General features: G+C 64.8%; 15 protein-coding genes and 1 pseudogene. 11 read left to right on the top strand and 5 right to left on the bottom strand.

The window, feature by feature from the left end:
* Positions 1–1,224, top strand: a 1,224-nt coding sequence (locus ACTHL0_RS18530) for a coniferyl aldehyde dehydrogenase (protein WP_440568294.1), incomplete at its 5' end; no start/stop codon positions are given.
* Between the two features lie 68 nt (positions 1,225–1,292).
* Here the strand turns inward: ACTHL0_RS18530 and ACTHL0_RS18525 are convergent.
* Positions 1,293–2,327 carry a serine/threonine protein kinase gene (locus tag ACTHL0_RS18525; RefSeq protein ID WP_440568292.1) on the bottom strand — a complete coding sequence of 345 codons (1,035 nt, stop codon included), beginning with the start codon at positions 2,325–2,327 and terminating at the stop codon, positions 1,293–1,295.
* 89 nt (positions 2,328–2,416) lie between these two features.
* Positions 2,417–2,632 carry a hypothetical protein gene (locus tag ACTHL0_RS18520; protein WP_102645611.1) on the bottom strand — a complete coding sequence of 72 codons (216 nt, stop codon included), beginning with the start codon at positions 2,630–2,632 and terminating at the stop codon, positions 2,417–2,419.
* A gap of 425 nt (positions 2,633–3,057) precedes the next feature.
* Between ACTHL0_RS18520 and ACTHL0_RS18515 the strand changes: the two genes are divergently transcribed.
* Positions 3,058–3,267 carry a hypothetical protein gene (locus tag ACTHL0_RS18515; RefSeq protein ID WP_440568291.1) on the top strand — a complete coding sequence of 70 codons (210 nt, stop codon included), beginning with the start codon at positions 3,058–3,060 and terminating at the stop codon, positions 3,265–3,267.
* Positions 3,268–3,480: 213 nt separating this feature from the next.
* Positions 3,481–3,669 carry a hypothetical protein gene (locus tag ACTHL0_RS18510; protein ID WP_440568290.1) on the top strand — a complete coding sequence of 63 codons (189 nt, stop codon included), beginning with the start codon at positions 3,481–3,483 and terminating at the stop codon, positions 3,667–3,669.
* Positions 3,670–3,725: 56 nt separating this feature from the next.
* On the opposite strand, the gene mgrA is transcribed toward ACTHL0_RS18510, so the two are convergent.
* Positions 3,726–4,769, bottom strand: a complete 1,044-nt coding sequence (gene mgrA / locus ACTHL0_RS18505) for an L-glyceraldehyde 3-phosphate reductase (RefSeq protein ID WP_440568289.1) — start codon at positions 4,767–4,769, stop codon at positions 3,726–3,728.
* 134 nt (positions 4,770–4,903) lie between these two features.
* Between mgrA and ACTHL0_RS18500 the strand changes: the two genes are divergently transcribed.
* Positions 4,904–5,110 carry a DUF3185 family protein gene (locus ACTHL0_RS18500; RefSeq protein WP_440568288.1) on the top strand — a complete coding sequence of 69 codons (207 nt, stop codon included), beginning with the start codon at positions 4,904–4,906 and terminating at the stop codon, positions 5,108–5,110.
* A gap of 62 nt (positions 5,111–5,172) precedes the next feature.
* On the opposite strand, the gene ACTHL0_RS18495 is transcribed toward ACTHL0_RS18500, so the two are convergent.
* A complete protein-coding gene (locus ACTHL0_RS18495) occupies positions 5,173–5,934 on the bottom strand; it encodes a phytanoyl-CoA dioxygenase family protein (protein ID WP_440568287.1) in 762 nt (253 codons plus the stop codon).
* Positions 5,935–6,750: 816 nt separating this feature from the next.
* Here ACTHL0_RS18495 and ACTHL0_RS18490 point away from each other — a divergent pair.
* Positions 6,751–6,969: a hypothetical protein gene (locus ACTHL0_RS18490; protein ID WP_440568285.1), complete on the top strand. Its 219-nt coding sequence runs from the start codon at positions 6,751–6,753 to the stop codon at positions 6,967–6,969.
* A gap of 163 nt (positions 6,970–7,132) precedes the next feature.
* Positions 7,133–7,336 carry a hypothetical protein gene (locus tag ACTHL0_RS18485; RefSeq protein ID WP_440568284.1) on the top strand — a complete coding sequence of 68 codons (204 nt, stop codon included), beginning with the start codon at positions 7,133–7,135 and terminating at the stop codon, positions 7,334–7,336.
* 124 nt (positions 7,337–7,460) lie between these two features.
* Here the strand turns inward: ACTHL0_RS18485 and metK are convergent, their stop codons facing one another.
* A complete protein-coding gene (gene metK / locus ACTHL0_RS18480; protein ID WP_440568283.1) occupies positions 7,461–8,648 on the bottom strand; it encodes a methionine adenosyltransferase in 1,188 nt (395 codons plus the stop codon).
* Positions 8,649–8,948: 300 nt separating this feature from the next.
* Between metK and ACTHL0_RS18475 the strand changes: the two genes are divergently transcribed.
* The 5 genes and pseudogenes from ACTHL0_RS18475 to ACTHL0_RS18455 all read left to right on the top strand — a co-directional run.
* The gene (locus ACTHL0_RS18475) at positions 8,949–9,836 is read left to right on the top strand and encodes a lipid A biosynthesis lauroyl acyltransferase (RefSeq protein WP_440568282.1); all 888 of its coding nucleotides are present in this window, start codon (positions 8,949–8,951) and stop codon (positions 9,834–9,836) included.
* A gap of 68 nt (positions 9,837–9,904) precedes the next feature.
* Entirely contained in the window at positions 9,905–10,771 is an 867-nt protein-coding gene (gene dapF, locus ACTHL0_RS18470; RefSeq protein ID WP_440568281.1) for a diaminopimelate epimerase, read from the top strand.
* Between the two features lie 81 nt (positions 10,772–10,852).
* A complete protein-coding gene (locus ACTHL0_RS18465; protein WP_440568280.1) occupies positions 10,853–11,611 on the top strand; it encodes a DUF484 family protein in 759 nt (252 codons plus the stop codon).
* A 36-nt stretch (positions 11,612–11,647) separates the two neighbouring features.
* Positions 11,648–12,577: a tyrosine recombinase XerC gene (gene xerC, locus ACTHL0_RS18460; RefSeq protein ID WP_440568279.1), complete on the top strand. Its 930-nt coding sequence runs from the start codon at positions 11,648–11,650 to the stop codon at positions 12,575–12,577.
* Between the two features lie 67 nt (positions 12,578–12,644).
* Positions 12,645–12,934, top strand: a pseudogene (locus ACTHL0_RS18455) (23S rRNA (cytosine(1962)-C(5))-methyltransferase RlmI); the annotation flags it as partial.

Here is a 12,934-nt window from a genome sequence, read left to right as displayed (position 1 = left end):
GAACTCATGCTCTCCGAGCTTTGGCTCGCCAAGAGCGAAATCGATTCGGCGCTGAAGCACGGTAAGCGCTGGATGAAACCGCAACGGCGCGCAACCGGCATTTGGCTGCGGCCCGCCACGGCGAAAGTGATGCCGCAGCCGCTTGGCGTGATCGGGATCGTCGCACCGTGGAACTATCCGATTCTGCTCGCCGTCGGCCCGTTGATCTGCGCGCTCGCGGCGGGCAATCGCGCAATCGTCAAGATGTCGGAGCTCACGCCGCGCACCGCCGAATGCTTTCAGCGATTGATCGAGCGCACGTTCGCACGCGAGCAGGTGGCCGTTGTCACAGGCGATGCATCAGTGGGCGCGGCGTTTAGCGCGCTGCCGTTCGACCATCTGATCTTTACCGGCTCGACCGCCGTCGGGCGCGAAGTCATGCGCGCCGCCGCTGCCAATCTCACCCCCGTCACACTCGAGTTGAGCGGTAAATCGCCGGCGATCATAGGGCCTCATGCGCGCTTCGATACGGCCGTCGACAGCATCCTCGCCGGCAAGACGCTCAATGCCGGGCAGACCTGCATCGCGCCCGACTACGTGCTCTTGCCGCGCGGCATGGAGCATGCGTTCGTCGATCGCGCGCGAGCGCGCGTCGGCCGGCTCTACCCCGACTTCTCCCGCAACCTCGATTACACGACACTCGTCTGCGCCCGCCACTTCGGTCGCATGCGCGAACTGGCGGACGAAGCGGTAGCCGGCGGCGCCGCGCTTCACCCGCTGACGGATGTCGCGCCCGATGCGTCGAGCCGGCAATTCCCGCCCTGCATCGTGACGAACGCGCCCGAGACGTGCGCGCTGATGCACGAGGAGATCTTCGGCCCGCTACTGCCGCTGGTGCCGTACGACACGCTCGACGACGCCCTGCGCTACGTCAACGCGCGGCCGAGGCCGCTCGCGCTTTACCTGTTCGACGACGAACGTCGAACGATCGAGCGCGTGCTGCGTGAAACGGTGTCGGGCGGCGTCGCAGTGAACGAGACGCTGCTGCAGATCGCCTGCGAGGGACTGCCGTTCGGCGGGGTGGGGGCAAGCGGTATCGGCGCGTATCACGGCTACGAGGGCTTCACGACGTTCTCGAAGATGAAACCCGTGCTGATGCAACCGCGCATCAACGCGCGGGCGCTATTGCTGCCGCCTTACGGGCGACGTTTTCACGCCGTCATGCGCCTGATGCTCAAACTGTAAAAAGGCAAAGGGGCAAGGTGACAAAGAAAGAACCTGCCCCTGGGGGTTCACCGCGCTGCAGCCATGCATCAAACCGGCCAGAGCGGCCCTTCCTGCATTGCGCCGATTTGCTCGCGCAATTCGAGCACGCGCTCTTCCCAATATCGCTGCGTGTTGAACCACGGAAAAGCCGCGGGAAACGCGGGATCGTCCCAGCGCCGGGCCAGCCAAGCCGCGTAGTGCAGCAGCCGCAGCGTGCGCAGCGCCTCGATCAAATGCAGCTCGCGCGGCTCGAACTCACAGAAGTCCTCGTAGCCCGCGAGCAGATCGGCCAGCGCGCTCGATGCCTCGGCGCGCCCGCCGGGCAGCAGCAGCCACAGATCTTGAATGGCCGGCCCCATTCTGCTGTCGTCGAAATCGACGAAATGCGGGCCGGCATCGGTCCACAGCACGTTGCTGGCGTGGCAATCGCCGTGCAGCCTCAGGTGAGCCACATCGCCCGCGGCCTCGAAGGCGCGTTCGACGCCTTCGAGCGCCAGCGTCGCCGCGGCTTCATAAGAAGCACACAGCTCGGGCGGCAGGAACGCATGCGATAACAGAAAGTCCCGCGGCTCATGGCCGAAGCTGGCGATATCGAGCGTCGGCCGCGCCGTGTAAGGCTTGCGCTTGCCCACCGCATGAATACGGCCGATGAAGCGCCCCATCCATTCGAGCGTGTCGCGGCGATCGAGATCGGGCGCGCGCCCGCCCCGCCGCTCGAAAACCGCAAATCGGAAGCCGTCGAACGTATGCAACGTCCGGCCGTCGACTTCGCGTGCCGGTACGGCGGGAATCTCGGCCTGCGTGAGTTCGGCGACGAACGCATGCTCCTCGAGGATCGCTTCGTCCGACCATCGTTGCGGCCGATAGAACTTCGCGACGACAGGAGGTCCGTCCTCGACGCCGACTTGATAGACGCGATTTTCGTAGCTGTTGAGCGGCAGCAGGCGCCCGTCGGTGCGCACGCCAGTGGTGGCCAGCACGCTATCGAGTGCGTCCAGCACGCATTCCGGGGTGAGCCGGGTGAATGGATGCGCGGCTTGGCTGCCGGGCAGGTAGGGGGAATCGGAGAAGGGCTCGTTCATGCCGGCATTGTGCCGCATCGGCACACGCCCTGGCCAACTACAGCACGACTACGTCGAAGCCTACGTCGAAGCGATGCGCAAACCGAACTTTAATGAACCAACGATCCAGCCGGACGCGCGACAAGCTCGCCCGTGTCGATGAGATCTTCGAGGAAAAAGGGCTCGGTATTCAATTGCAGCGACGCGCCGGGCTCGCCGGCAAACCAGACGACCATCGCCATATCGCCGAGTATGCGCATGACGATTCCGCGCGCGCCGGATGGCACCGCCATATGCACCGACCTGACGATCGAACCGATTTGCATGATGTCTCCCCTCCGGAGCGTTAAACGATGACTCGATTGTTCACGGAACCGGTCAACCAGGAAAGCCGAATGTAAAGCCCAATTGACCGCTATTTCTCGCGATCGCCCTTACAAAACGCTGACCATTTAAATACCGAGCGTTCCGTCTGCCCATCTTATTTGCGCCCCCGGATCTTCGCTGTCCACCCGCGATTCACACCGCGCTACGTTACGCGTACGAGGCGGTATAGTCCAAGCATAACGCGTGATGAAGCGTCGCTGTCATTGCGCCGCAGCAATGCGAATTGAACCTCAGCGGTTTTGCTGCAACGGCACAGCGATTGCGCGCCCGAACCATGCCGCACCTCGCTCGGAGAACGGGCGCATGGGGCGACGCCGAAAGCCTGTGGCGAGGCTTCGCGCGCGGGTTGAGAAGGAGAGCGACGATGAACGAACTTTTGCGATGCAGCACGCGGCCAACGCGGTGGTTGCGCATGCTGAGCGCCGCCGGGTGCGCACTGATGATGGGGGCGCTGGGAGCCTGTGCGCACAACGGCACCGATGACGTGAAACCCACGGCCACCACCGCCTATCACTCGGGAGCGCAGCCCCCGCAGCCCATGCCGCCTGCTGCCTCGGGGCAGACGCGCGAGTGATGGATCGGCAAGCATCGCTTCTCAAACGCTCGTCCCGCGCTTACCGGGCTCCCGGACGAGCATAGCCCTGCCCTTCATACGCGAACCAACGTGGCAGCCGAAATACCGTGCATGGCCGCTCTCGCCCGCGTGCCCCTCCGCGTCTCCTATACTCGATCAACGCATAAGCACGTTTGCGGCGTTGCACTGCAGCGAAAAAAGGGGGAGACGAGCATGCCAACAACCTATTTCACGATTAGCGATTTCATCCTCGTCATTCCGATGGCGTTCGCGGGGGCGCTCTTTCTTGGCGCGCTACCGACGTCCTCACGCTTCCTCCATAACGTCCTGCGCGTGGTGGGCGCATTACTGGGCGTCATGTTCGCCGTCGTGCTCGTCGAAGGGCTGCCTGCACTCATGTAGCGGGCGCCGCCCAGCGTTGATCGACGAACACGGGGCGGGGCAACCGATCGCGCGTCTCAGATGCGCTGATCGGTGGAGGGCTTTTCCCAAAGGTTGATGCCGCCTTCGGTCGCATAGCGGTCGATCTCGGCCATTTCCTCGCTTGAGAACGAGAGGTTCGCGAGCGCACCCACGTTTTCGCGCACCTGCTCCGCGCGGCTCGCGCCGATCAGCGCCGAAGTCACGCGCGCATCGCGCAGCACCCACGCCAGCGCCATTTGCGCGAGGCTTTGCCCGCGCCGTTTCGCAATGTCATTGAGCTTGCGCACGTGCTCGATGTTTTCGGGGCTCAGGTGGCTTTGCTGCAACGAGCCGCCGCCGGGCTTGTTCACGCGCGCGTCGCCGGGTACACCGTTCAGATACTTCGATGTCAGCAACCCCTGCGCGAGCGGCGTGAAAGCGATGCAACCCGTACCGACCTCTTCAAGCGCATCGAGCAACTCGCTTTCGATCCAGCGGTTAAGCATGTTGTACGAAGGCTGATGAATCAGCAGCGGCACCTTGTGCTCACGCAGCAGCGAGACCATCTCGCGCGACTTCGAGGCGGAGTACGAAGAAATGCCGACGTACAGCGCCTTGCCCTGATGCACGGCGCTGGCGAGCGCCCCGGCCGTTTCTTCGAGCGGCGTATCGGCGTCGAACCGGTGCGAGTAGAAGATGTCCACGTAATCGAGCCCCATGCGCTGCAAGCTCTGATCGAGGCTCGCCAGCACATACTTGCGCGAGCCGCCTCCTTGCCCATAGGGCCCGGGCCACATGTCCCAGCCGGCCTTCGTCGAAATCAGCAACTCGTCGCGATACGGGCGGAAATCGTCCTTGAACAGCCGGCCGAAATTCGTCTCGGCGCTGCCGTAGGGCGGCCCGTAATTGTTGGCCAAATCGAAGTGCGTGATGCCGAGGTCGAACGCCGTGCGCAAAATCTCGCGCTGCGTCGAGAGGGGCGTCGTATCGCCGAAGTTGTGCCACAGGCCGAGCGACAGCGCGGGCAGTTTCAGCCCCGAGCGCCCGCAGGTGCGAAATTGCATGTCCGAGTAACGCGTTGAGGCAGCTTCATAGGCCATGAGAATCCTCGATGAGTACATGGAGAAGATCGGCGGCGGCGCTTGCCGCGCGACGAAACGGGTGCGAATCGATGGACACGTTCATGGCAAGTTTCATACACTGCCGGCTGCTCGAACCACCAATGAGAGTGTCCATGTCCAAAGCAATTTCACTGGCGTTGATCGCGGGTGGCATCGTGTTGCTGTACTTCGGCGGCCAATCGTTCCACTCGCTTTCCAACGACGTATCGCGCGTGTTTACCGGTGCGCCCACCAACAAGACCATCTGGCTGATCGCGGGCGGAGTCGCCGCCACGCTGGCCGGCCTCATCGGCTTGACGGTGTCCTCCAGCAAACGCTGAGCGCCTCGGGTGCCCGGGCCCTATGCGTCGCACCAACGGCGACGCATAGGGCCCAGGGGCGCTCAGAGGGTCACTTCGGGTTTCGACGCGGAGCGCGTGCCGGGCAGCGGAACGTTACTGGCGCCGTGATAGGTGAACACGAGCGAGAATTTCACATCGTCGGTGAGGTTTTGCCCCGCCGAGTGCAACGTGTTGCAGTGAAAGAAGACGACGTCGCCGGGATCGAGTTCCGGCGATACCGCCGCACGGATCAACGCCTCATTCTCGGGCACATCCGCGCGGAAGAACTTGTGGGCATCGAACCGCTCCGAGGTGAACGTCATGGTGTGCGAGCCGGGCACGAACCAAAGCCCGCCGTTGCGCACCGTCTCGCTCCCGAGCGCGAGCCAGGTCGATACGAGATCGTCTCGTTCGAACGACCAATACCGCGCGTCGCGATGCCAGCCCGTCAAGCTGCCGTACGCCGGATGCTTCGTCATCATGCAGTTGTGATGCGCGCGCGAAAGGCGCGGCGCCTCGCCGAAGTAGAGCTCCATCCAGCCCCTGATTTCCGGCGCACTCGCCCACTCGCGAAACAGGGCGTCGCGGACATAGGCGTCGAGAAGACGCCGGACCGTATGGCCACCCGGCGCATGCTTCGATTCTGGCGCGCCCGGATAGCGTAAATCGGCTTCGTATTCGATCGGCTGCGCGGCCTCGTGCAATTGCTGCAATGCAACCCCCTTGAGCGCCGCGCACCGCTCGGCTGAGACGAGGCCCTTCACGACGACGAAGCCGCGCTCGCGCAGCTCATGCACTTGTTCTTTTTTCGATTGCGCTGACATGAAACCTTCCTTGGCTAGGCGGCCGCTCGGGGCGGAAACATTCATTTTAAAGCGCTCGTGAGCAGTGCGTCGCGGCACTATCCCTGTGCAGGGGTCTGCACGACTTACACGCGTCACGATTCGCGTGTAGGCTGCTTCAGATGTCGACTGCCAGTCCTGGCCGCTTGCGACCCCGTTTTTCGTCGCGCGCCGATGCCATCTCCCTCCATTTCGTCCGGATCACGCCGATCATCCCCCGCCCGCTTGCGCCGTGCGTGGCACGGTTGATGCGTCGATGCGGCGGCCTCGCCCTTATCGCGAGCCCGCTTACCGCTTGCCCTCATCATGCACAAACGTCCTGCCTCTCGTCATAACCGAATCCGGATCACGCTCAGCGCGGCGCGCTCGGTGCACAGAACGTCAGTACGCTCGCTGCGGCACCATGCCGCCCGCGCCGACGTCCTTTCACGCCGCCAAGCGGCGCCGGTTCGAACGCATCCTGCCGGCGGATTGTTCCGCGCGTGGCTGCAAGCCGTCCTCTCCGCGCTGCGCAGCGGAACGCGCGCGCGCCGCTTGCTGCTAAGAGGGCTGCTGCACCGCTCAGCGGCGCGTCGTCGCGCCGGTGCGGGCAGCGCGCCCACGTTGACCGGCAATCGCCGGCCGCGCCGCCTCTCCGCCAGCGCGGGTTGGTTTGCATTTGCGGCACGCTAGCGGCGCGGGCAGTGGGCGCAGCACGATGGCGTCCCCATTTCTCGCGGCGTTTCCCGCACCGTGGCGCAAGGGTAAAATCGACGGATCGATACCGACTGGCCTGACTGCGATGCGTCAGGATCCGCGATGAATACGCCGTCTCCCAAAGGGCAGCCACGCAAGGGCCCATCCAAACGCACGCTCAACGTGCTCACGGCGCTCGTCGGCGTCGGCACGCTCGCGGCTGGTGTCGGCTGGCTCATCTATAGTTGGACCACCGATCTCGAAGTCCCCTACTTCGCTATTCCGCTCGTCCTCTGCGTACCCGTCATCGCCGCGGTCGCCTTTCGTAACTGCTGGGATTAAACCCTGCGCCCATGCGGGCGATCGCGTGTGCGTGACCGGCAGAATCAGGGGCGGATCCGAATCGCAAGATGCGGTCCGCAACGAGGGTGCCGAAGGGGCTACGTGTGACGGCATAGGCCTTGCGCGGCCTTCGTATCCGGATCAGTTTTACGGAGGAAGGCCCATGACAACTGTATCGACTCCTGACGAGGAGGCCCATTACCGCTTCGTCGGCCAAGCAAGTGCTGGCGGCGACGCTCAGCGGCCGGCGCAGCCGGCTTCGCCGGCGAAGGGCACGGAACCCAAGCCGAACGGCGAGCCAGAGCCGCCGACCGATAAACCGCTGCCCGATTTACCCAATCCGGCCGAAGTCGGCGAAGACGGATAGCGGTTAGGGCGGCGAGCGCGTCCAAAAAACAAACCCCGGCCTTGAGCCGGGGTTTCTTCATTCGATTGAGCCGACGACCGCGCGCTTTCGACGCGCGGCGACAGGTGCCGGTATCGACGAATCGTTAAGCCACTTCCGCTACCGGCTCCGTACCGGCCGCTTCGGCGAGTGCCAGCGCCTTGTCGGTGGCTTCCCACGAGAATTCCGGCTCTTCGCGGCCGAAGTGGCCATAGGCGGCCGTCTTTTCGTAGACAGGGCGCAGCAGATCGAGCATCTGAATGATGCCCTTCGGACGCAGGTCGAAGTGCTCGCGCACGAGCGCCGTGATCGTCGCATCCGACACCTTGCCGGTGCCGAACGTATTGACCATGACCGAAGTGGGCTGCGCCACGCCGATCGCGTACGACACTTGGATCAAGCAACGCGAGGCCAGGCCCGCGGCCACGATGTTCTTCGCGACATAACGGCCGGCGTAGGCGGCCGAGCGGTCGACCTTCGACGGATCCTTGCCCGAGAACGCGCCGCCGCCATGCGGTGCCGCGCCGCCGTACGTATCGACGATGATCTTGCGGCCCGTCAAGCCGCAGTCGCCTTGCGGCCCGCCGATGACGAAACGGCCCGTCGGATTGACGAGGAACTTGATGTCGCCCTTGATCAAATCGGCCGGCAGCGTGGGCTTGATGACTTCTTCAATCACGGCTTCGCGCAGCGCGGACAGATCGATGTCCGGCGCGTGTTGCGTCGACAGTACGACGGTGTCGATCGAATGCGGCTTGCCATCGACATAACGCACGGTCACTTGCGACTTCGCATCGGGGCGCAGCCAGGGCAGGCGGCCGTCGCGGCGCAGGCAGGCTTGACGCTCGACGAGACGGTGCGAGAGGTGAATCGGCAACGGCATCAACTCGGGCGTTTCGTCGCAGGCGTAGCCGAACATCAAGCCTTGGTCGCCCGCGCCTTGATCGAGGTTGTTGTCGTGCGCGCGGTCCACACCTTGAGCGATGTCGGGCGATTGCTTGTCGTACGCCACGAGCACCGCGCAGCCGCGATAGTCGATACCGTAATCGGTGTTGTCGTAGCCGATACGCTTGATCGTGTCGCGCGCGACCTGGATGTAATCGACGTTGGCCGTGGTCGTGATTTCACCTGCCAGCACGACGAGGCCCGTGTTGCAGAGCGTTTCGGCGGCAACGCGCGAGTATTTGTCCTGCGCGAGGATGGCGTCGAGGATCGCGTCCGAAATTTGATCGGCGACCTTGTCGGGATGGCCTTCGGAGACGGATTCGGAGGTGAAGAGGTAGTCGTTTGCCACTTGTTAGGCTCCTTGGTTACGGTTTTGAGTTCACGTAGCCAACTTCGAGAGCCTGAAGCGGCGACGCTTTAGCGGATTTCCATATCGTTCGGACGCTGCTGGCGCCCGGCGGACTTCGCCCCGCAAGTTGTCTATTAACTCGGCGAAGCCCTTATTATAGCGGCTTCTTGAGATTGTCACAGAGCGAATTGCCGTGTCTCTTTCCGTCTACTCGGCGCATTGGGCGCCGTGCACATCCATCGCCGCGGGCATCGCGCCGCCGGGGCGCGTGACTTCTCCGTTCCTGCACGGGGCTTGCGCATGCTGAAGCGCATCGGCACCAAGCTCGCCATCGGCCTGCTCAAGTTCCTTGCGATCTTGCCGTACGGGTTCGTCGCGCGCCTGGGCGACGGCCTTGGCTGGCTGCTCTATCAAATCCCGAGCGGGCGCCGGCGCATCGTTCATACGAACCTGAAACTGTGCTTTCCCGAGTGGAGCGAGCAAAAACGCGAGAAGATCGCAAGCCAGCACTTTCGTCACGCGATCCGCAGCTATGTCGAGCGCAGCGTGCAATGGTTCGGCTCCCTCGAGAAACTCGAAAAGCTCGTCCAAGTCGACAGCGAAGTTGATTTGACCGATCCCGACATGCCGCCCACACTGCTGCTCGGGTTTCATTTCGTCGGCATCGAAGCGGGCTCGGTCTTCATCAACGTGGCGCTGCAGCGTCAGTGCGCCGCACTCTATCAGCCGATGTCGAATGCCGAACTCGAGGAAATCGCGAAGCAGGCGCGCGGCCGCTTCGGTGCCGATATGGCGAGCCGCGCGGACAGCGCGCGGGTGGTCCTGCGCTGGCTGCGCGAGCGCAAGCCGGTCATGCTGGGCGCGGACATGGATTACGGCGTGCGCAATTCGACGTTCGTGCCGTTCTTCGGGATCCCCACTTGCACGCTGACAGCGGTCGGCCGCTTCGCGCAGGTCGGCAAGGCGCAGGTGCTGCCGTTCATCGGCGAGGTGCTGCCCAACTACAAAGGGTATCGGCTGAAGGTGTTCAAGCCGTGGGAGCACTACCCGACGGGCGATGACGACGCCGACGCGCGCTATATGAACGCGTTTCTCGAAGAGCAGATCGTGAAGATGCCGGAGCAGTATTACTGGGTGCACAAGCGGTTCAAGACGCGGCCGCCTGGGGCGCCGAGCGTCTACGATTGAGCGCAGCCGCGAGCGCACCGCACGGTACAAGCGCGGCACCTCGGCCGTCCCTTACAATAGCCGCCATCATGAAGCTCAAATTCACCAAGATGCATGGCGCCGGCAACGACTTCGTCGTGCTCGACGGCTACAGCCGGCCGCTCGCCCTGACGAGCGAGCAAGTCCGCGCGCTCGCCGATCGCCATTTCGGTGTCGGCGCCGATCAGCTGCTGCTCGTCGAGCCGCCCACCGTCGAAGAGGCCGACTTCAAATACCGGATCTTCAATTGCGACGGCGGCGAAGTCGAACACTGCGGCAACGGCGCGCGCTGCTTCGTCAAATTCGTCCGCGACACCGGGCTGACCGACAAGCGCAGCGTGCGCGTGCAAGTGCACGGCGGCCTCATCACGCTCACGATGCAAGATAACGGCGAAGTCGTCGTGGACATGGGCGCCCCCGTATTCGAGCCTGCGCGCGTGCCATTCGACGCGAACGGCCTCGCCGGCCGTCCCGAAGGCGCCGATACGCTGTGGCCCTTGGACATCGAAGGCGATACCTACTGGGTCTCGGTCGTATCGATGGGCAATCCTCACGCCGTGCACGTCGTCGACGATGTCCGCACGTTTCCTGTCGCAAGCGTCGGCCCGAAGATCGAGCACCATCCGCGCTTTGCGCAGCGGGTCAACGCCGGCTTCATGCAGGTGCGCTCGCGCAGCGAAATATCACTGCGCGTATTCGAGCGCGGCGCGGGCGAGACGCTCGCCTGCGGCACCGGTGCTTGCGCCGCCGTCGCGGCCGGCATCCGCCGCGGGCTGCTCGACTCGCCTGTCACCGTGCACGCGCTCGGCGGCACCCTGACGATCGCCTGGGACGGTGCGCGCGACGAAACCGCGGCGCTCATGATGTCGGGGCCCGCCGCGACCGTTTTCGCGGGCGAAATCGAACTCGCCGATTAACATCCGGATCGACGGCTCGACGCCGAAATCACCCTCCGCCCTTTCACCCATTTCGCACAAGCCCGCTCTTTTGCCGACACCATGAACGATCGCGAAGTCGCCGACTATCTGCTCGCCAACCCCGAATTCTTCTCGCAACCCGCCGAGCTGCTGGCCGCCATCCGGCTCGCCAATCCGCACGGCAAAGCCGCCGTCTCGCTCCAGGAGCGTCAGATGGACATGCTCCGCGAAAAGAACAAGCTGCTCGAGCGGCGCCTCGCCGAACTGCTGCGCTACGGCCACGAGAACGACAGCATCGCGGCCAAGTTCAACCGCTGGACGGCCCACGTGATCGCGGAGCGCGACGCCCACGCCCTGCCGCGCACGGTCGCCCAGGGGCTCATGGATGTCTTCGACGTGCCGCAAGCGGCGTTGCGCCTGTGGGACGTCGCCGATACGTATCGCGACGCCGAATTCGCGCGGCAAGTGGGCGAGGAAGTGCGGCTGTTCGCCAACGGTCTCGATGCCCCGTACTGCGGGGCGAACTCGGGCTTCGAGGCAGCCCAATGGCTGGCGGCCGGCGACGCCGCGACCGCAGCCGGCGGCACCGCGGCGAGCGAGGCGTCGGGTGTTCAGTCGGTCGTGCTGCTCACCTTGCGCGAACCGCGCGCGGACAACGTCGATGCCGCGCAGGCCGCGCCCGATTCGGCTGCCCCTGCGGCGCCAGCCGCGCCGGCGTTCGGCTTGCTCGTCATGGGCTCGCCCGATCCGCGGCGGTTCCATGAGGGCATGGCAACGGACTTCCTCGTGCAGATCGGTGCGCTCGCCAGTGCGGCGCTGAGCCGGCTGCTTGCACGATAAGGCCGCCGACGCACGCTGCCAACGACGAGCGCCCCCGTGCCTACGGCCGATTCCGAACTGATCGCGCAATACCTTGCCGGCCTCGCACACGCGCGGCGGCTGTCCCAGCACACGCTGCGCAGCTACGCGCACGAACTGGACATGCTTTCGCAACTGGCCGACGGCAGGCCGCTCGCGAGCCTGTCGGCCGTCGATATGCGCGGCGCGGTCGCTCGAGCCCATGCGGGCGGGCTGTCGGCGCGCTCGATCGCGCATCGCCTGTCGGCCTGGCGCGCGTTCTACCGGTGGCTGGCGGAGCGCATCGAACTCCCGGCCAACCCGGTCGCGGCGGTGCGAGCGCCGAAGCAGCCCAAGCGGTTGCCGAAGGCCCTCTCCGTCGACGACGCGGCCGCCCTGATGGAAGGCAGCGCGGCCGATACTGCCGAGGGGCTGCGCGATCATGCGATCCTCGAATTGTTCTACTCGTCGGGGCTGCGGCTTTCCGAGCTCGTCGGGCTCGATGCGGTTTTCTTCGAAGGCGATGGCTACCGATCGGCCGGCTGGCTAGACATGGGATCGGCCGAAGTGACCGTGCTCGGCAAGGGTAAGCGGCAACGGGCCGTGCCCGTCGGCCGCAAGGCGATCGATGCCCTCACCGCCTGGCTCGCGGTACGCGGCCAGTTCGTGAAAACCGATCCGCACCCGCTGTTTCTGTCGGTACGCGGCTCGCGGATGTCGCCAAACGCCGTGCGCGAGCGCGTGAAGCGCGCCGCGCTGCGCGTGGGCATCCCGGCCAACGTGCACCCGCACGTGCTGCGCCACTCGTTTGCCACCCATGTGCTGCAATCGAGCGGCGATCTGCGCGCGGTGCAAGAGCTGCTCGGCCACGCCAGCGTCGCCGCGACGCAAATTTATACGTCGCTCGATTTTCAACACCTCGCGCGGATCTACGACACCGCTCACCCGCGCGCCAAAAAGCGCGATTGACGCGCCCGCGCGCAGAAGGCGCGCGCCATCCCGGCGCCGCTCAACCTCGTTTTTGCTCAAGTCATCGATGAACACCGTTACGCTGAAGCCCTCGAAGGAAAAATCGCTGTTGCGCCGCCATCCGTGGATTTATGCCAACGCGATCGACCGCGTCGAAGGCAAGCCCTCATCGGGCGCGACCGTCGTGGTGCGCGCCCACGACGGCCGCTTCCTGGCACGGGCGGCCTACAGCCCGCACTCGCAGATTCGCCTGCGCGCCTGGAGCTTCGACGAAGGCGAGCCGATCGATCACGCGTTTTTCAAACGGCGCGTCCAGCGTGCATTCGCGCACCGGCAAGCCTTCGTACGCGAGACGGG

The sequence above is a fragment of the Trinickia sp. genome, assembly GCF_051961175.1.
Classification (GTDB): Bacteria; Pseudomonadota; Gammaproteobacteria; order Burkholderiales; family Burkholderiaceae; genus Trinickia.
The sequence above is the reverse complement of the archived record's forward strand: the minus strand, read 5'-3'. Positions and strand labels throughout refer to the sequence as shown.

What these genes read in the sequence shown, in the direction of transcription:
- mgrA (WP_440568289.1), bottom strand. Translation starts at nt 4,769, where the DNA reads ATGGCCTATGAAGCTGCCTCAACGCGTTACTCGGACATGCAATTTCGC.
- dapF (WP_440568281.1), top strand. Translation starts at nt 9,905, where the DNA reads ATGAAGCTCAAATTCACCAAGATGCATGGCGCCGGCAACGACTTCGTC.
- ACTHL0_RS18465 (WP_440568280.1), top strand. Translation starts at nt 10,853, where the DNA reads ATGAACGATCGCGAAGTCGCCGACTATCTGCTCGCCAACCCCGAATTC.
- ACTHL0_RS18490 (WP_440568285.1), top strand. Translation starts at nt 6,751, where the DNA reads ATGAATACGCCGTCTCCCAAAGGGCAGCCACGCAAGGGCCCATCCAAA.
- ACTHL0_RS18515 (WP_440568291.1), top strand. Translation starts at nt 3,058, where the DNA reads ATGAACGAACTTTTGCGATGCAGCACGCGGCCAACGCGGTGGTTGCGC.
- ACTHL0_RS18525 (WP_440568292.1), bottom strand. Translation starts at nt 2,327, where the DNA reads ATGAACGAGCCCTTCTCCGATTCCCCCTACCTGCCCGGCAGCCAAGCC.
- ACTHL0_RS18485 (WP_440568284.1), top strand. Translation starts at nt 7,133, where the DNA reads ATGACAACTGTATCGACTCCTGACGAGGAGGCCCATTACCGCTTCGTC.
- ACTHL0_RS18495 (WP_440568287.1), bottom strand. Translation starts at nt 5,934, where the DNA reads ATGTCAGCGCAATCGAAAAAAGAACAAGTGCATGAGCTGCGCGAGCGC.
- ACTHL0_RS18500 (WP_440568288.1), top strand. Translation starts at nt 4,904, where the DNA reads ATGTCCAAAGCAATTTCACTGGCGTTGATCGCGGGTGGCATCGTGTTG.
- ACTHL0_RS18475 (WP_440568282.1), top strand. Translation starts at nt 8,949, where the DNA reads ATGCTGAAGCGCATCGGCACCAAGCTCGCCATCGGCCTGCTCAAGTTC.
- ACTHL0_RS18520 (WP_102645611.1), bottom strand. Translation starts at nt 2,632, where the DNA reads ATGCAAATCGGTTCGATCGTCAGGTCGGTGCATATGGCGGTGCCATCC.
- ACTHL0_RS18510 (WP_440568290.1), top strand. Translation starts at nt 3,481, where the DNA reads ATGCCAACAACCTATTTCACGATTAGCGATTTCATCCTCGTCATTCCG.